This is a genomic window from Brachybacterium zhongshanense, from assembly GCF_055385755.1.
On the sequence record NZ_AP043790.1, the window covers coordinates 3,152,182 to 3,169,041 of the forward strand.

16 protein-coding genes and 2 tRNA genes are annotated in these 16,860 nt (G+C 67.0%); 8 read left to right on the top strand and 10 right to left on the bottom strand.

From position 1 onward, the window contains the following. Positions 1-63 precede the first annotated feature (63 nt). Positions 64-2,856, top strand: a complete 2,793-nt coding sequence (gene gyrA / locus ACZ5AJ_RS13970) for a DNA gyrase subunit A (protein ID WP_464135646.1) — start codon at positions 64-66, stop codon at positions 2,854-2,856. A gap of 3 nt (positions 2,857-2,859) precedes the next feature. Further along, the gene (locus ACZ5AJ_RS13975) at positions 2,860-3,444 is read left to right on the top strand and encodes a DUF3566 domain-containing protein (protein ID WP_464135647.1); all 585 of its coding nucleotides are present in this window, start codon (positions 2,860-2,862) and stop codon (positions 3,442-3,444) included. A gap of 177 nt (positions 3,445-3,621) precedes the next feature. Here the strand turns inward: ACZ5AJ_RS13975 and ACZ5AJ_RS13980 are convergent, their stop codons facing one another. Together ACZ5AJ_RS13980 and ACZ5AJ_RS13985 are read right to left on the bottom strand one after the other, a co-directional pair. Beyond that, positions 3,622-4,107 carry an aminoacyl-tRNA deacylase gene (locus tag ACZ5AJ_RS13980; protein ID WP_464135648.1) on the bottom strand — a complete coding sequence of 162 codons (486 nt, stop codon included), beginning with the start codon at positions 4,105-4,107 and terminating at the stop codon, positions 3,622-3,624. Positions 4,108-4,243: 136 nt separating this feature from the next. After that, on the bottom strand, positions 4,244-5,764 hold the full coding sequence (locus tag ACZ5AJ_RS13985) for a molybdopterin-dependent oxidoreductase (RefSeq protein WP_464135649.1): 1,521 nt from the start codon (positions 5,762-5,764) through the stop codon (positions 4,244-4,246). A gap of 303 nt (positions 5,765-6,067) precedes the next feature. On the opposite strand from ACZ5AJ_RS13985, the gene ACZ5AJ_RS13990 reads away from it, so the two are divergent. From ACZ5AJ_RS13990 to ACZ5AJ_RS14000, 3 genes are all read left to right on the top strand, one after another. Next, positions 6,068-6,141, top strand: a tRNA-Ile gene (locus ACZ5AJ_RS13990). A 20-nt stretch (positions 6,142-6,161) separates the two neighbouring features. Then, positions 6,162-6,350, top strand: coding sequence for a DLW-39 family protein (locus ACZ5AJ_RS13995; protein WP_464135650.1), 189 nt, complete (start codon positions 6,162-6,164; stop codon positions 6,348-6,350). 90 nt (positions 6,351-6,440) lie between these two features. Then, a tRNA-Ala gene (locus tag ACZ5AJ_RS14000) sits at positions 6,441-6,513 on the top strand. Positions 6,514-6,770: 257 nt separating this feature from the next. Here ACZ5AJ_RS14000 and ACZ5AJ_RS14005 read toward each other — a convergent pair. Both ACZ5AJ_RS14005 and ACZ5AJ_RS14010 read right to left on the bottom strand, forming a co-directional pair. Continuing rightward, complete coding sequence (locus tag ACZ5AJ_RS14005) at positions 6,771-7,730, bottom strand: hypothetical protein (protein WP_464135651.1); 960 nt, start codon at positions 7,728-7,730, stop codon at positions 6,771-6,773. A gap of 251 nt (positions 7,731-7,981) precedes the next feature. Beyond that, positions 7,982-9,586, bottom strand: a complete 1,605-nt coding sequence (locus tag ACZ5AJ_RS14010; RefSeq protein ID WP_464135652.1) for an AAA family ATPase — start codon at positions 9,584-9,586, stop codon at positions 7,982-7,984. A gap of 115 nt (positions 9,587-9,701) precedes the next feature. On the opposite strand from ACZ5AJ_RS14010, the gene ACZ5AJ_RS14015 reads away from it, so the two are divergent. From ACZ5AJ_RS14015 to ACZ5AJ_RS14025, 3 genes are all read left to right on the top strand, one after another. Beyond that, positions 9,702-10,952 carry a DNA-methyltransferase gene (locus ACZ5AJ_RS14015; RefSeq protein ID WP_464135653.1) on the top strand — a complete coding sequence of 417 codons (1,251 nt, stop codon included), beginning with the start codon at positions 9,702-9,704 and terminating at the stop codon, positions 10,950-10,952. A 473-nt stretch (positions 10,953-11,425) separates the two neighbouring features. Then, the gene (locus ACZ5AJ_RS14020; RefSeq protein ID WP_464135654.1) at positions 11,426-12,253 is read left to right on the top strand and encodes a hypothetical protein; all 828 of its coding nucleotides are present in this window, start codon (positions 11,426-11,428) and stop codon (positions 12,251-12,253) included. 187 nt (positions 12,254-12,440) lie between these two features. Then, positions 12,441-13,040: a recombinase family protein gene (locus tag ACZ5AJ_RS14025; protein WP_464135655.1), complete on the top strand. Its 600-nt coding sequence runs from the start codon at positions 12,441-12,443 to the stop codon at positions 13,038-13,040. A gap of 68 nt (positions 13,041-13,108) precedes the next feature. On the opposite strand, the gene ACZ5AJ_RS14030 is transcribed toward ACZ5AJ_RS14025, so the two are convergent. The 6 genes from ACZ5AJ_RS14030 to ACZ5AJ_RS14055 all read right to left on the bottom strand — a co-directional run bounded on the left by ACZ5AJ_RS14030 (position 13,109) and on the right by ACZ5AJ_RS14055 (position 16,831). Further along, positions 13,109-13,729: a hypothetical protein gene (locus ACZ5AJ_RS14030; RefSeq protein WP_464135656.1), complete on the bottom strand. Its 621-nt coding sequence runs from the start codon at positions 13,727-13,729 to the stop codon at positions 13,109-13,111. Continuing rightward, positions 13,726-13,887 carry a hypothetical protein gene (locus ACZ5AJ_RS14035; RefSeq protein WP_464135657.1) on the bottom strand — a complete coding sequence of 54 codons (162 nt, stop codon included), beginning with the start codon at positions 13,885-13,887 and terminating at the stop codon, positions 13,726-13,728. Before ACZ5AJ_RS14035 ends, ACZ5AJ_RS14030 begins: the two co-directional genes overlap by 4 nt. Next, positions 13,884-15,251 (bottom strand): hypothetical protein, encoded by a 1,368-nt coding sequence (locus ACZ5AJ_RS14040; protein WP_464135658.1) that lies wholly within the window; start codon positions 15,249-15,251, stop codon positions 13,884-13,886. The genes ACZ5AJ_RS14035 and ACZ5AJ_RS14040 overlap by 4 nt, the downstream gene beginning before the upstream one ends. Continuing rightward, positions 15,251-15,811, bottom strand: a complete 561-nt coding sequence (locus tag ACZ5AJ_RS14045) for a hypothetical protein (RefSeq protein ID WP_464135659.1) — start codon at positions 15,809-15,811, stop codon at positions 15,251-15,253. The genes ACZ5AJ_RS14040 and ACZ5AJ_RS14045 overlap by 1 nt, the downstream gene beginning before the upstream one ends. Then, positions 15,804-16,505, bottom strand: a complete 702-nt coding sequence (locus ACZ5AJ_RS14050; RefSeq protein ID WP_464135660.1) for a hypothetical protein — start codon at positions 16,503-16,505, stop codon at positions 15,804-15,806. Before ACZ5AJ_RS14050 ends, ACZ5AJ_RS14045 begins: the two co-directional genes overlap by 8 nt. 131 nt (positions 16,506-16,636) lie before the next feature. Continuing rightward, the gene (locus ACZ5AJ_RS14055) at positions 16,637-16,831 is read right to left on the bottom strand and encodes a hypothetical protein (protein ID WP_464135661.1); all 195 of its coding nucleotides are present in this window, start codon (positions 16,829-16,831) and stop codon (positions 16,637-16,639) included. Positions 16,832-16,860 lie beyond the last annotated feature (29 nt).

Sequence of the window (16,860 nt, forward strand, 5' to 3'; positions counted from 1 at the left end):
CGCCGCGCCCCGCAGGGCGCGCCCGGGGCCTGAACACCGGCCCGACCCGAAAGGTCCCTCCGCATGAGCGACACCCCGCAGGACCCGAGCACCCCGGAGGAGCCCCTCCCCGGCTCCGAACAGACTCCCGACCTTCCCGACCTGCCCTCCGGCACCGTCCCGGAGGGATCCACCGAGCTCTCCGGCGCCGAGGCCGCCGAGCGCACCGTCACGCTCGTGGACCCGCTCGACGAGGGCGAGGCCGACCGCATCATGCAGGTCGACCTCAACCAGGAGATGCAGCGCTCCTACCTCGACTACGCCATGAGCGTGATCGTCTCGCGCGCCCTCCCCGACGTGCGCGACGGCATGAAGCCCGTGCACCGACGCATCGTCTACGCGATGTACGACGGCGGCTACCGCCCCGACCGCTCCTTCTCCAAGTGCGCGAAGGTCGTCGGCGAGGTCATGGGCAACTACCACCCCCACGGCGACTCGGCGATCTACGACGCCATGGTGCGTCTCGTCCAGCCGTGGTCGATGCGGTACCCGCTGATCCTCGGGCAGGGCAACTTCGGCTCCGCCGGCGACGACGGCGCAGCCGCCCCGCGATACACCGAGTGCAAGATGGCGCCGCTGGCCCTCGAGCTCGTGCGCGACATCGACCAGGACACGGTCGACATGCAGGGCAACTACGACAACACCGTCGACGAGCCCGTCGTCCTCCCCGCGCGGTTCCCGAACCTGCTGGTCAACGGCTCCGCCGGCATCGCCGTCGGCATGGCCACGAACATCCCGCCGCACAACCTGCGCGAGGTCGCCGACGCCGTCCAGTGGCTGCTGCAGAACCCTGAGGCGACCAAGCCCGAGCTGCTCGAGGCCTGCCTGCAGCGCATCAAGGGCCCCGACTTCCCGACCGGCGCGACGATCGTCGGCACCAAGGGCATCGAGGAGGCGTACCGCACCGGTCGCGGCTCCATCACCCAGCGGGCCGTGGTCTCCACCGAGGAGATCAACGGGCGCATGTCGCTCGTCGTCACCGAGCTCCCCTACCAGGTCAACCCCGACACCCTCGCCCGCAAGATCGCGGAGATGGTCAAGCTCGGCAAGATCCAGGGCATCGCCGACATCACCGACGAGACCTCGGGCCGGACCGGTCAGCGGCTCGTCATCACGCTCAAGCGCGACGCCGTCGCCAAGGTCGTGCTGAACAACCTGTACAAGCACACCCAGCTGCAGGAGAACTTCTCCGCCAACATGCTGGCGCTGGCCGGGGACGTGCCCCGCACGCTCTCGATCGACTCCTTCGTGCGCGAGTGGACCCGCCACCAGATCGAGGTCATCGTCCGCAGGACCCGCTTCCGCCTGCGCAAGGCCGAGGAGCAGATCCACATCTACCGCGGCTACCTCAAGGCGCTCGACGCGCTCGACGAGGTCATCGCGCTGATCCGCCGCTCCCCGGACGCCGACGAGGCCCGCACCGGCCTCATGGAGCTGCTGGAGATCGACGAGATCCAGGCCAACGCGATCCTCGCGATGCAGCTGCGCCGCCTGGCCGCCCTCGAGCGGCAGCGGATCATCGAGGAGCACGACCGCCTGCAGGCCATGATCGAGGAGTACAACGCGATCCTGGCCTCCCCGGAGCGCCAGCGGCAGATCGTCTCCGAGGAGCTCGGCGAGATCGTCGACCGGTACGGCGACGACCGTCGGACCCAGATCCTCCCCTTCGACTCGGACATGTCGATGGAGGACCTGATCCCCGAGGAGGACGTGGTCGTCACCATCACCCGCGGCGGCTACGTCAAGCGCACCCGCACCGACCAGTACCGCGCCCAGAAGCGCGGCGGCAAGGGCGTGCGCGGGGCCTCCCTGCGGGCCGACGACATCGTCGAGCACTTCTTCACGACCACCACCCACCAGTGGCTGCTGTTCTTCACCAACCAGGGTCGGGTCTACCGCGCCAAGGGCTACGAGCTGCCGGAGGCGCCGCGCGACGCCAAGGGCCAGCACGTCGCGAACCTCATGGCGTTCCAGCCCGATGAGCACATCGCCTCGGTGCTCGCGATCTCGACCTACGAGGACGCCCAGTACCTGGTGCTGGCCACCCGTTCCGGCCTGGTGAAGAAGACCGCCATGACGGCCTTCGACTCCAACCGCTCCGGCGGCATCATCGCCATCAACCTGCGCGACATCGACGGCCCCGACGGTCCCGAGCCCGACCGCGTGATCGCGGCCCGCGCCGTCGACGCCGACGACCATCTGCTGCTGGTCTCCCGCAACGGCCAGTCCGTGCGCTTCCCCGCCTCCGACGACGTCCTGCGGTCCATGGGCCGCGCCACCAGCGGCGTGACAGGCATGAAGTTCCGCGGGGACGACGAGCTGCTGGCGATGGACGTCGCACGGCCGGGGAGCTTCGTGGTGACCGTCACCGACGGCGGCTTCGCCAAGCGCACCTCGATCGACGAGTACCGCATCCAGGGCCGCGGAGGCCTCGGGATCCGCGTCGCCAAGCTCCCCGACGACCGCGGCCACCTGGTGGGCGCCGCGACCGTCGACGAGTCCGACGAGCTGCTGGTGGTCATGGAGAAGGGTCGCGTGGTCCGCTCCCGGGTCGCCGAGATCCCGCCGAAGGGCCGCACCACCATGGGCGTGGTCTTCGCCAAGCCCGACAAGAAGGACCGCATCCTGCTGGTGACCACCAGTGCGGAGTCCGAGGAGGACGACGAGCTCGACGGCGTCGAGGCACCGGAGCTCGCCGATCCCGACAGTGGTGATCCCGTGGAGACCGCTGCGGATGCCGCGCCCACCGAGGGCGATGATCTAGGCTCGGACGCGTCCGACCCGACCGACTCCGGCGACACCGCCACCGAGGAGTGATCCGTGAGCACGAGCAAGACCCCCTCCAGCACGTCCGGTGCGACGTCTGCTGAGGCGACCTCTGCGCTCCCGGCGTCCGGGAGCAGCGGCCCCTCCGCGAATCCCGAGAGCACCGGCGGCTTCGAGGCTGCGCTCGGCAACGGCAAGGGAGGCAAGGGACAGGCCTCCAAGGGCGCCAGCCGCAGTCCCGTGAAGGGCTCCTCCGGCCCGGAGGGCGCCGAGCGCCGTGGCCCCCGCCGCGTCCGCCTGACCCTTGCGAGGCTCGACCCGTTCTCCGTCATGAAGCTGTCGTTCCTGGTCGCGATCGCGATCGGCGTGGCGACCGTGGTGGCCGTGGTGCTGCTGTGGAACCTGGTCGACGCGATCGGCCTGTGGAGCCAGATCGACCAGATCGGCCGCGACCTCAACGGCGGTTCGCCGCTGCCCTTCATGGACTTCTTCAGCTTCTCGAAGATGGTCAGCTACGGGACGGTCGTCGCCGTCATCAACGTCGTCATCATCACGGCGCTCGGAACGCTCCTGGCATTCCTCTACAACCTGGTCGCCGCTCTGCTCGGCGGCCTCAAGCTCACCTTCACCGACGAGTGAGGCGCTGAGCGCGGGCCCTCGCGGCCCCTCCGAACCGCAGCGGGCGGGCACCTGGGGAAGGGTGCCCGCCCGCTGCTCTCCGTGCGGAGTGCTCGCGGAGTGCTCGCGGGGTGCGGAAGCACCGCAGGTGCCGGGCATGGGACCCAGGCGGGGCGTGCACGGGAGGGTGCCTGGGTGTCAGTCCCGGGGCTGCTGCAGCTCGGTGACGTCGGCGACCTGGGCCGACAGATGTGCGAGGGCCGCCTCGGCGTCGAGCACGACAGCGACACCGTGCTCTCCCGCCCCCAGGGAGATCCGTCGGCCGGGCTCGCCGACGAGGGAGGCGTCGGCGACCACCGGCCATGCCGTCGTCGCGCCGAAGGGCGTGATCGTGCCGCGCTCATAGCCGGTGACCTCGCGGGCGACCTCCTTGTCCGGCATCGACAGCCGGTTCACCCCGAGCGCGGCACGCAGCTTCGGCCAGGAGATCTCGCGATCGCCGGGGACCAGCACGAACAGGAAGTCACCCTCGCCGCGGCGCACGACCAGGGTCTTGATGAGGTCCCGGGGCTCGATCCCGCGGACGGCCGCGGCCTCCGCGAGGGAGTCGACGCGACCGTGACGCACGATCCGATGCTCGAGACCGGAGGCCTCCAGGGCGGCGATGGCGGTGCGTTCGCTCATAGGACCAGCGTAGGCCCCGGCGCCGGCGTCGCGCCGATACCCGCTGCGCGGCTGGAAGGTGCCGTGCGGACAGAAGGTGCTGCGCGGCTGGAAGGTGCCGTGCGGGCGGAAGGTGGTGGGGGCTGGAGTGCCCTGATCAGGAGATGGTGAGATCGATGCTGTGCCAGCCGCTCGCGCCATCGGGAGCGGGGGAGGCGACCTCCTCCGTCTGCTGCTCGCCTTCTCCGCCGACCGCACGGACGGTCGCCGTGTGCTGGCCGGCCTGGGCACCTTCCCATCGCCATGACCACTGCACCCAGGTGTCCTCGCTGATCGCGGCCGCGAGCTGCGCCGTCTCCCAGGGGCCGTCGTCGATGCGGACCTCGACCGCGGAGATCCCGCGATGCTGCGCCCAGGCGGTCCCCGCGAGGACGACGGCCCCGTCGGCGTCGGGCTCGAGCTCCCCGCCCTGACCGGGGACGTCGATCCTCGAGGCGGTCTTGATCGGACCGCGCTCCGACCAGCCGCGGGTCGTCCAATAGGCCGTGTCGTCGGCGAAGCGGGTGACGGTGAGGCTCTCCAGCCACTTCGTCGCCGAGACGTAGCCGTAGAGCCCCGGCACCACCATCCGCACCGGGAAGCCGTGCTCCCGCGGCAGCGCCTCCCCGTTCATCGCGACGGCGAGGATGGCGTCCCGCCCGTCGGTCAGCGCCTCCAGGGGAGTGCTCGCGGTGAAGCCGTCGACCGAGCGGGACAGGACCATGTCCGCCTCCGCGCTCACGCCGACGCGCTCCAGCAGCGTGCGCACCGGAACGCCGATCCAGGTCGCGTTGCCCGCGAGATCGCCTCCGACCTGGTTCGACACGCAGGTGAGCGTCACATGGGTCTCGATCATCGGCTGCTCGAGCAGCTCCTCGAAGGTCATCTCGAGCTCCCGTTCGACAATACCGTCGATGCGAAGCGTCCATCCGGAGCTGTCGACCCGAGGCACGACGAGAGCGGTGTCGATGCGGTAGAAGTCCTCGTTCGCGGTGATCACGTCGGGCATGCCGTCCGCCTCCACCTGGGCGTCCGCCGGTACCTCCGGTGCGGACCTCGACGGCGTCGGCACCCGGAAGGCGTCGGCCGCCTGCCGTGCTGCGGTGCGAGCTCCGCTGATGATCCGGGAACCTCCACCCACGACGGCCGCGACCGCAGCCACCACGCCCAGGGTCAGCATGCTCCGTCTGCTCCCGGATGCTGGATCGTCGTCGGCGAGATCGTCCGGACGCTCTCCGGGAGGTGCCGGGAGGAGCGCCGACAGCACGAGCACCCCCGCCAGGGTTCCCAGCAGCGACGGTGCCGCGTCGATCGCGGTCGCGGAGGCCCGCGTGAGCGCCGCGCCCGTGGGGAGGAGCCCGAGCACCGCGAGCGAGACCGCCGCAGCGCCGGGCCGACGCGCGCCGAGTGCACCGATCACCCCCAGCAGCACGGCCAGGACCAGGACCATGCAGATCATCAGAACGGCCTTGTCTGCCGTCCCGAACAGGGAGATGACCAGGTCCTTCAGGCCGGCCGGGACTACATCAACGAACGCTGATCCGACGGACACGAGGGGCGTCGCCGAGGATCCGAGCACGAGCGCGGCGAGCTCCGCGACGGCGAGGAGGGCACCTCCGGCGACGATCCCGCTGAGCACGGCACGACGTCGGGTGGAGGCTGGCGTGGGTGCTGGGCTGGAGGTGGGAGCGGGCGCCGGGCCGGGGGCCGGCCTGAGTGCCGAACTGGGTGCCGGGCTGGAGGCCGACGACGATCGCGGCGGGTCGGACGACGGCGTCTCGGACATGGCTCCTCGATCCCTGGCGTGCATGCACTGTACGCTGGAAACCTGGGCCTGTGATGTGCCGTACAGCAGTGCCACGCGATTGGACGCCCGGTGACGGGACCGGTAAAGTTGCGTGTCGGTGGTAGCCGCCGGAGCGATCCGGAACCACACCCCCACGGGCCTATAGCTCAGTCGGTTAGAGCGCTGTCCTGATAAGACAGAGGTCACTGGTTCAAGTCCAGTTAGGCCCACTTCGATGATCGGAGGATTCGTGAAGAAGCTGATCAGAGTCGCCGCCATCCTGTTCGGTGCGGCCGCGACGGGAATCCTCGTGTGGCGCAAGGTCGAGTCCGACAATCTTCGCAACGACCTGTGGGCCGAGGCTGAGAAGGTCGAGGCCGAGAAGACCCCCCGCCCCGCATCCTCGAAGACGGAACCGGTCCCCGCTCCGCGGTCCTGATATCCGGAAAACTGAACACGGGGACTTAGCTCAGTTGGTAGAGCGGTAGCTTTGCAAGCAACCCCCTACAACTGAAAATCCGCCCCTCTCGGGGCCGTAGCTCACCTGGTAGAGCGCCGCTTTTGCAAGGCGGAGGTAAGGGGTTCGAGTCCCCTCGGCTCCACGTTTTACCTAGTCAGAGGCCGTTTCCGCACGTCGGAGACGGCCTCTGTCGCGTCCGGATGCCACTCGCGAGCCTGCCTTCTATTGGTAGTGGTTCGGTAGACGATGGTAGTGATTCGTGTTGGCTCCGGTGCGCCCCGTGCGTCCCCTCGGCCTGCGTGTTTCCGCGGCGACGCGCGCCTCGATCTGACGCCGTGCGCCCGGTGCGCCCGCCCCGACGCGGGGTGCCGGCCCGATCAGGTTGGGATCGAGGGCTGCTCATGCAGTGACGTCGAGGAACTCCGAGATGAGTGTCGACATCCACGGCACGGCTGTGACGCCGAGGCTGATGGCGTTCCCGCGCCCCTCGATGTCTACGCGCGACTGTCCCGCGATCTTCTCCTCGGGGCCGACCACGTATGACCAGAGGCGAGGCCATACATCCTGCTCGTTGAGCGCATAGCCGGCTGCCTGGTGATACCCGTTGCGACCGACGTACGACCCAGACCATGAGAACTTGCACTCGAGCAGGAGTGCGTGCCCTCGCGTGGGGATGTAGAGCGCGACGTCTGATCCGATTGCAGACTCAGATCCGCGCACGGGCCTCACGACTTTTCGGTACGCGGCTGGCTCAAGGCCGTAGTACGCCCGTGCGCCGGCAGCTTCGAACCACACATCGACCTTCGTGCCGTCCGGCATCGCGGCAAGGAAGTTCGGTCCGTCGCCGCCTGCGCCCATCGGGGTACGCCAACGGATCGATGCGCCTTCAGACCGCAGGGCCATCAGCGCGTGTCCCAGGACCGCGAGGTGGTAGAGCCGCCACCGGAAGTCCGGGTCCGGAGCCAGGAGCTGCAGTGCGAACCAGGTCAGGTCGGTCTCGGACCGCACGATCTTCGCGGTCACGGGTTCGACGTCAGACCATGGCTGTCCCGAGGTGCGGAGGGACTCGAGGTCATGCCGATCAGGACGCGGAAGGTCCTCCGGCACGTCTGTCAGAGCCAGTGCTTCGCGCGCGGCGGCCAGCGGGACGTCGATCGCCTCTTCCACCTCGTCCAGAGCACCGGTGCTCCGCGCAGCGGCGACGATGCGGTCGAGCGCCGTGACTGTCCAGGCGAGCGCGCTCACGGTGACGTCCGCGATCTCGCGCTCGCGCAGGCGGGTCACGTAGGCGCGGGCCGGCCAGCCAAACCGTCGCGACGTCTCACGCCAGTCGACACGTCCATGCGGGATCTGGGACACGAGCGTCCGGGCGGTCGATGCGATGGGCAGGTGTGGCAGCCACTCGTCGACGGACCTCGGCCAGGTCTGCAGGTCCGCCCTGACGTGCTCGAGCAGGATCCTCCCGGCACGACTGCGAATCGACTTCTCGTCCCAGTCTCGCTCGATCCCGTCCGGGTCGTCCACGGCTCCGAGCGCCTGGTAGAGGCTCCCCTGGCCCGACCAGCCGGACAGCACGTAGGAGACCCCTTCGATGGGGACCGAGAGCGCGCTCAGCCCAGCGTGTTCCGATGGCTCGTGATCCACGACCATCCGTCCTCCGAGATCGCGCCGTCGTCGATGAGCCGTGCACCCAGCGACTCCAGGATCGCGTCGTCGTACGCAGCGATGTACTTGCCCAGGTTCATCACGTAGGCCTCGGCAATGAGCTCTTCAGGGTCGTTGAGGGCAGGGTCGTCGTCGACGACATACTCAGCGATCCTCAGGAAGATCGCCGGCCCCAGCTGCGTGTGCGGGTCTGCGTAATGAGCAGCATAGAGGCCGGAGACGGCGTCGCTGAGGTCCTGGTCGAGGTCGGGAAACTTCTTCGACAGGAGCGTCGTGAACGATGCTGTGTCGAGCGCTGGAACTGGGATCACGACGAACCTGCGCGACAGTGCCAGGCCCATGCGGAACACCCGTTGCGCATCGGCCGGGTTGTAGGTACCGAACAGTCTCCAAGCCGAGCCGGCGCTATAGGTTCCGTCGTTGACTGAAGAGGTCGGTTCGTCGGTCCAGTCCAAGGTCACGGAGTTGCCGCCGTGAGCCGCAGCCCGCCCGATTTCGACGCTCTGCAGTGACAGCCACGTGAGCAGAGGCCCCATGATCTTGTCCATGTCCGCACGGTTCGTCTCGTCCAGTACGAGCCAGCGGTCCTCGGACACCGCATTCGGGAGCGTCCCAGGCGACCACAGGAGTGCGCCTGTGTCATCAGGGGCGAGACCTCCGATGAGGTCGAAGGCTGACCACGACTCGTCCGGCGTGCGCCAGATCGGATCGGGGTCGAAGCCTGAGTCAAAGCCGAAGGACTCGGGGTTCGACCTGACCTGTTCGGTGACCCATGAGACCAGCGTGCCCTTGCCTGTCCCCGGAGGGCCGACGAGAAGTATGAAGGGAAACCGTGCCACTGCACGACGGATCATTCGCTCCGTGCGCTGCTCGATCACCATCGTGGTCGGGGCCTGCTGTCCGGGCGTCGATGATGCCTTCGGCGGCGTTTGGATAGTAGTGGTGGCGACCGGCCTGAGGGAGTCGGGCAACGCCGCCATCGACCACTCGGGCATTGCGATGAGCGGCTCGCCCAAGGTCACGGTGTCATCGGTGATCTCGTCGTACTCGCTGGGCTGAAGTCCCAGAATCGCCTCAGCTCTTGCGTGTGCATCACTCCACGCTGCGGACTGAGCGAAGTCCTCGTTCCGGACGAGCAGGGCCGTCAGCGCTTCCTTCGAGGGTTTGTCCGGTGACGCCGCGACGAGGAGCCCGCGAGCGTTGGGAAGCAGACCCTGGCGAATGTCACCGTTGGTGAAGAGCGAGCTCGCCAAGGTGCCCTTGCCACGCGAGGCCTGGTTCCAAACGGTCTTTCGACCGGAACCATCCACCTGCGACCACGTGTAGCGGAACGGCTTCAGTCGACCTTCCTCGTCCTGAGGGTCGACGGTGAACAACTGGTCGACGGCGTCGTTCGCATCCTTGGTGCCGGGACTCGTGATGCCCTGAGCTGCGAACACCATCCCGGTGAGCAACGCTTCCCATGCCGATGAGACCTTGGTCTGGTACTGGTCCTTGTCGTGGAAGTAAGTCAGTGCCGCCTCCATCGCGGCTTCACTGATGAGGGCCATCCCATCCCCTGTCGTTGACGTCGAGATTGCTCAGAGACGAGCGTCATCGACTCGATCGTATCCGTCCCGGCACCGCCTCCAGAGGAGGTCCACGCACGGGCACTACGATGAGGCAATGGCCGAGACACCCACGACAACGATCCAGCCGCGCACTCCGGTGTCGAGTCTCGACCGATCCAAGTACCTCGACTCAGAGCGAACCTTCCCGATCAGGGACGTCGCGCCGGTCGTGGGCATGCAGGCGACCTTCATCAAGCGCGTGGTGGGGCACGACCGCAGGCTCTCGGTGTCGGACGTCATCATGCTTCTCGACCAGGACGCGTTCGCTGAAACTTTCGTGCCGCGCTCGAAGGTCCTCGACTACCTGATGCTCGACCCCAAGGCTCAGGCCGAGGTGAACTACGAGCTTCCTGAGCGGTACGACCTCGTCCATGAGGACTGCCTCTCGTTCGTTCGACGTCTGTCGGACGAATCCATCAACTGCATCGTCACGTCGACCCCGTACTGGGCCATGCGCGTCTACAAAGAGTCCCGTCCGATCGCGTGGGCAGACGGTGACGTCGCTCCCTATGGTCATGAACAGACCCCCGAGGGCTTCGTGCGCCACACCACCGAGATCCTGCACTCGCTGTCGCGCGTGCTGACCCAGGACGGGTCGATCTGGTGGAACGTGATGGATACCTTCAACACGCGAACTCAGATCCGTGGATCAGCCGTCGAAGCGCTGCGAGCGATGCAGGGCGGCGAGAACTACAAGGTGTGGAGCGAGCACGAGTACCGCCGGTACAGCGCCGGCCACGCGTACCTGAAGGATGGCGAACAGGTCGGCATCCCGGCCATGATCGCCCAGCGAGCTTCGCGGCTCGGCCTCTTCGTGAAGAGCACGATCACGTGGGCGAAGACGGCGACTCTGCCCGAACCGCAGAAGTCACGCGTGTCTCGCCAGCTCGAGTACGTCATCCACATCACGAAGCAGCGCTCACCGAAGTTCGACAAGGACGCATACTCGCGTCTCTCCGCGGCCATGGGTGGCCGTAATCAGCTGCTCGAGACGGCCAAGCTCTCCGACGTCTGGGTTATCCCGACGTCGAGCGGCGGGGACGGGCACGGTGCGCAGTTCCCCCTCGCGCTCCCTGCTCGCTGCATCAGCCTGTCGACCGACCCAGGTGATGTTGTCCTGGACCCCTTTGTCGGTTCTGGAACGGCAGTTGTGGCGGCGCTTGCGATGGGCCGGCGTGGAATCGGAACTGACACATCCCGCGCCTACTTGAATACTGCAGAGAGCAAGGTTCAGGCCCTCGGCGCACCGAAGGATCGAAACGTTAATCCTGTGGAGATCAAGATGCCGGAGATTCGGGCCGTTTAGTCAGCCGTGGCCAGAGTCCTCATTACTCCTCAGCTGAGACCTCCTGCCCCGGCACCAGCGGCGACCAGCCTCCGAGCGCCTCAGGCGAGAGGCAGGTCGAGCAACAGCAGAGCCCGAAGCTCACGCACCACAGCAACAGATCTTGGTCGTGGCAGGCGTTGAAGTCGCCGTCGCGAGGGTCGCGTCCGGGCACCGCACCGCAAACCGGCCACAAGTCGTTCTTCGGGTCGCGCAAGAGGTGATGAACCGTATCGGTTGCTGTCGTCATGCCCGTGATGATGCCACCAGGAAACGACATCTTGCGTTAATCAAAAGTCGGAACTAGAATAGGACTACCGACAAACAACCCGAGGCCGTCTTCGAGCCTGATCCACACTGCTAACGAGCCGTGGATCGACACCGTTCACCGGTGCCCGGGCGCGCGTCTTTCATCTCCCGTCCGGGCACCTCCAGCCCGGAAAGAGAAGACGCCGATGATCCCCATCCGCAAGCCCGCGATCGCCGCGGCAGCCCTCGCGCTCTCCGCGCTCACGCTCACGGCGTGCAGCGGCGCAGACGCGGGCCCTGCCGAGAGCCAGGCCCCCAGCGCCGGACAGTCCACTGACGCCGGCAACGACAAGACCTCTGACGCCGGCAGCAACGACAGCGGCGACGGTGACGTCGAGGGCACGCTGTACGACTTCGACGATCTGCGCGTCGACGACACCAGCGATGTCCCGCCGTTCGTCGTGGACGGACCGGTCACCATCCAGCTCTCTGACGAGCTGAAGGCAGTCGGCGAGACTGCTGGCAGCTCGATCGCCGTCGACGGCTTCACAGTGAAAGCGACAGCCTTCTCGACCGGCATCTGCCGCGTCGACGTGGACGTCCACTGGGCCGACGGCGGCTTCGAGGCGCTGGGTGTGCAGGACGAGTGGTCCGACTGGAAGAAGGACCGCGGTCCGATGCTCAACGCCATGGACCGGGTGACCAACATCGGCGCTGAGCCGGTGGTCGTCGACGAGTTGCCCTCCGATGACGACCTCGAGAAGGGCAAGCGCTACTTCACGGAGGATGGCACGGCGTTCACGAGAGTCGGGGAGTGCTCGACGGAGGAGTCCGGCGACCTCGCGGCCGTCATGTTCCCGTACGTCACGCCGCGGGAGCACGACAACGGCGGAGCCGAGCTGCATCTCGCGATGGCGGGGATCCGAGTCGTGTCCGGCGGCCAGAGTGGGCCGGATGGCGCGACGATCCTCCTCGAGGGCTCTGTCGACGCAGACGTGTCCGTGACTGGTGAGTGGGTGCCGCCCGAGTACTGAGCAGCCCCAACAACGGCACGAGACCCCGACGGTCGACCGTCGGGGTCTCTGCGTATCTCGCAATCGAGCGGAAATCGGGACGGTGCGACGTCACCGCGCGGAGCCCTCTGCAGCGGCTCTCCGCCGTCTCGCAACTGTGAACTTTAACTTTCCTGTTGAAGGTATCGAATTGAAGGACGGAATCATCATGGACATCGGATACGCCCGCGTCAGCAGCGAGGCGCAGGACCTCCGGCGGCAGGTCGATGAGCTGACGGCTGCTGGCTGCACGAAGATCTACGAGGAAAAGGCTTCCGGCAAGCACGGGGCCAAGCGTCCCGTGTGGGCGACGCTCATCGACGCGGACTCGCCCGTGCTGCGGCCGGGTGACCGACTCACGGTCGTCGAGCTCTCCCGCCTCGGACGATCGACCTCGCAGCTGACGGCGCTGCTGCGCGAGTTCAACGACCGCGGCATTGGCCTCCGGATCCTGAACCTCGGCATCGACACCTCGACGCCCACCGGCGAACTGATCTTCACGATCATCGGAGCCGTCGCTCAGATGGAGCGCGACCTCATCGCCGAGCGCACGCGGTCGGCGCTGGATGCCAAGCGCCGTCGAGGCGAGAAGGTCGGCGGTCGCAAGCCGACGCACACGGCCGAACAGGTCGCCCGGGCTGCTGAACTGCTCGATCGCGGCGACATGACAGCCCAGGAAATCGCCAACGCCGTTGGCATGAGCCGTTCGCGTATGTACGCGCTGGTCGCTCGTCTGAGGACGGAAAGAGGACAGGGCATCACGGCCTGACCGATGAAGCTCGACACAGAAGAAGACCCCGGCGTATCCGCCGGGGTCTTCGTTCGTTGCTCTCCGTTCTAGAACACGAAGCCGGCGATCGTCTCGCCGACGTCCTTGCACATGACGGTGTAGTCCGCGAGCACGGCATCGGTGTCCGTCGAGGCGACCTGGTCGCCGAGGCCGTTGTGTGGCTCCCACGTCGTGTCGGTCATGTCGAACCGGTCCGTCGCCGAGATGCCCCCGTTCGGGTTTTCCCCGTCCCAGGTCACCAGCGTGTACTGACTGTCCTCGCGGCCGGCCAGCTCGTAGGTGCCGGTGCCCTCGCGCTTGGTCGCACCCACGCAGTTGTGCTGGGAGTACGTCACCGTGTGCTCATCCTCGTCCACGATCCAGGTCTCGATCAGCGGCGAGAACGCTTGGATCGCCCGGACGTAGACCGTGCCGTCGGCGTCCCCGGTCACGCTGACCGTCTTCCCGCTGTCGTCCGTCTCGTCCGTCCCCTCGTCCTCGACAGGCTCGTCGGTCGGTGTCGACGACGGCTCTTCGGTCCCGGTATCGCCGTTCGCCGGCGCAGAGCTCGAGGCGGGAGCCTCGTCCGCGCTCGGCGGGGCGCTCTCGATCGTGATGCACCCGCTGAGCGTCAGGGCGGCGAGCACGGCCAGCGCAGCCCCCGTCGCGGTCCGCTTGATGATGCTCACTCCTCCTCCTTCGTCTCGGTGCTCTGCGCGACCTTCGTCGCCTTCGTGACGAGCTGGCGGACTACGCGCCGCGACGCCTTCTGCGCCTTCTCCTGCAGCGTCGGCGGGACTGCGAGAACCGCGATCGCCGCGCCGACCAGGAGCCAGATGATGCTCATGCGACTTCTCCTTCTTCTTCCGTGTTGTGGAGGCCGGCGACGAACGCCAGGACCTCCGTCTCGATGGCGTTGATGTCGGACACCCGCAGAAGCGCGTAGCCGTTGGCCTTGGCCCAGTCGTTCTTGATCCGGTCGCGGCGCTGGGTGCCGAGGAAGACCCGCTTGGCGTCCTCGGGCTTCATCCCCGGCCACCGGACTGGCTTGAAATGCTGCGCGCCGTCGAACTCGATCAGCGCGCCGTACTCCGGCAGGTAGAAGTCGAACCGGAGCAGTCGCTTGTCACGGCAGGTCTCGTGCGTCCACTGGGTGATGTGCATGATCCCGAGGTCTTCAAGAGCAGCAGCCGTCGCGTTCTCGCCCTTCGACCACTTGCAGCTCGGGCAGCCGCCGTGGTTGTTGACATGCACCGAGGCGACCTGCTCGAACTCGCCGTGCTTGGAGCAGATGATCGTGACCCTGTCACCGCCCAGTTCGAACTCGACCTTCGAGTAGTCGTAGGTGTCGCCGTGTACCTCGTACGCCTGAGCGAGCCACTCGGCCTTGGTCTTCCGGGACGAGAGGCCACGTGCTTCGATGGCACACGGCGTGCATCCGCCGCCTGCTGCGTGATGGATCGGACGCTTCTCGAATGCACCGTGCCTGGGGCAGATGATCGTGACCTTCGTGCTGCTGTCCGTGTACACCGCAAGCGAGTAGTCGTAGGTGTCGCCGTGGACCTCACGGACCCGTGCGATGAACTCTTCGGTCGACGGCGAGTAGCGATCGCTGCACCGGGAACAGCCATGGCCGAGGTTGACATGGTTCGACGCATTCTGTTCGAACGCACCATGCGTGGGGCAGATGATCGTGACAGGCTTGAGCAGGCCGGCGTAGACCACGTCCGAGTAGTCGTACTTGTCACCGTGGACCTCACGGGCCCGTGCGATGAACTCATCCTTCGGCAGCCGTCGCTTCTTGCTGCGGCTCTCAATGCCGCAGGTCCTGCATCCGTGCTTGAGGTGCTCACCCGCTCGCTGCTCGAACAGCCCATGCTTCGGGCAGACAATCGTCACGGGCGTGTCCTGATTGACGTATGCCACCTTCGAGTAGTCGTAGGTGTCGCCGTGGACCTGTCGCGCCCGCGTGATGAAGCCTTCGATCGACCAGCGCGAGGCCGCGCCGGTGCGCTCGTGGCCGCAGTCGGGGCAGCCGGCCTTGTTGTTCACGTGATTCCGGGCGATCTGCTCAAAGGGGCCGTGGGCAGAGCAGATGATCCTGATCGGCTCGGTCGCCAGCGTGTACACCGACTCGCTGTAGTCGTACCGGTCGTCGTGGACCGCCCGCGCACGGGCGATCCACGACTCGGTGTTCAGACGCGGAGGCATCAGCCCTGCCCGTTCTTCTTCGCCATGTGGCGACGGATCCAAGCCCAGATCTGGTCCTGAGCAACGACGAGACCACCAGCGATCAGGCCGACGCCGATCGCGACCCACATCGTCGTCAGCATGCTGATGCCGAACGCGACGATCGAGCGCAGAATCAGCCAGCCGATCGCGTAGGCCAGCGAGAACAGGACGAGCTTGATCATCGAGCTCTTCACGATGGCGGCCTGGATCTCGTCGTAGATCCGACGCAGCGTGCTCTTCGTGAAGGCGAGGTCGTCCTCAGCGCCCTTCTCCGGGAGGCGGAGGATGCCCGCCTTGAACATGTTGCCCACAAGGGCCGTCAGAAAGATCGAGATACCGCTCGCCGCAAGCTCGGCGAAACCGCTGAGGCTCAACTGGTAGGCGAGCACAGTCAGGCCGGCCGTGATCAAAAGGGTGAACAGGATGTTCCACCCCTTCGACCCACCGATCGAGGTCGTGTTGTGAACGTGGACGTCGATCTTCGGCTCGCTCTTCGGCTCCTCGTTCGCCTCGGGACCGCCCGCAGTGATGTCAGGCATGGCTGTTCTCCTTCTTCTCGTCGACGTCGTCCTCGAACGCGTCGTACTCGTCATCGGTATCGGTCTCGTCCTCGAGCGGCGGCAGGTCGTCGTACTCGTCCTGACTGTCGGCCAACGACAGTGCGGCGAGCGGGATCTTCTCCTCGACCTGCTCGCGAGGCTTCACGTCGACGCCGGCCAGCGGGTCGAGGCGGACCTTCTGCTTCTCAGGCGTCTTTCGGAACTCGCCGTTCTTGTCCTTCTCCGGCTTCGGTGCCGCGCCCTTGCCGACCGCGGCCCACCCGCACTGCCAGACCTGCACGCCGACAAGCAGCAGCGCGATCGAGGTCTGCACCCACAGCCAGACAGGCAGCGCGACCGGCGGGTAGACGTGCAGTCCCGAGGGCATCTCCATCCACAGCCCAGTGCCCGAGCCCATCGCCCCGATCACCAGTCCACCGGTGATCAGCGAGACGATGCCTCCTGCGAGCCACGGCCAGGACCAAAGCTGGCCGACTCGCGGTGCGAAGTACCAGAGAGCGCCGTAGATCATGGCGGCAATGAGGACTGCGGGACCGACGATCAGCGCGACGACGCCGAACCCGATAGGGACCATGAAGAGGCGCGCCATGCGCTCCTTCGAACCTTCGTCGGTCGTGAGCAGCCGACGGAACAGTGACGGCGTGATCTCCTCACGCAACGATGCCTCGGCCACCCCGGCGCTTCTCCGGCCCAAGCGGCGAGCTCGGCGGTTGAGCAACTCAGCGCGACGACGTGCCGTGGTGCCCGCCCGTGACCGAGCGAGCACCCACGCAGCCCGCTCCTTCTCCCAGCGCGAGACAGCCATCACTCGGCCTCGTCCGCGTCCAGGCACGCCTGCAGCGCCGCCGCGTCATCGATGGGCAGGCACTGCTCGACCGTCGTCTTGACGTCGTGCTCGGCAGACTCCGCAGCGAATCCGCCACCGACGACAAAGCCGCCGAAGAAGATGACGCCGACGACGAGCAGCACGCCGATGAACTTGAAGAGCATGGAGGCCATGTGTTTCGTCCTTCCGGGTGAGGCACCCG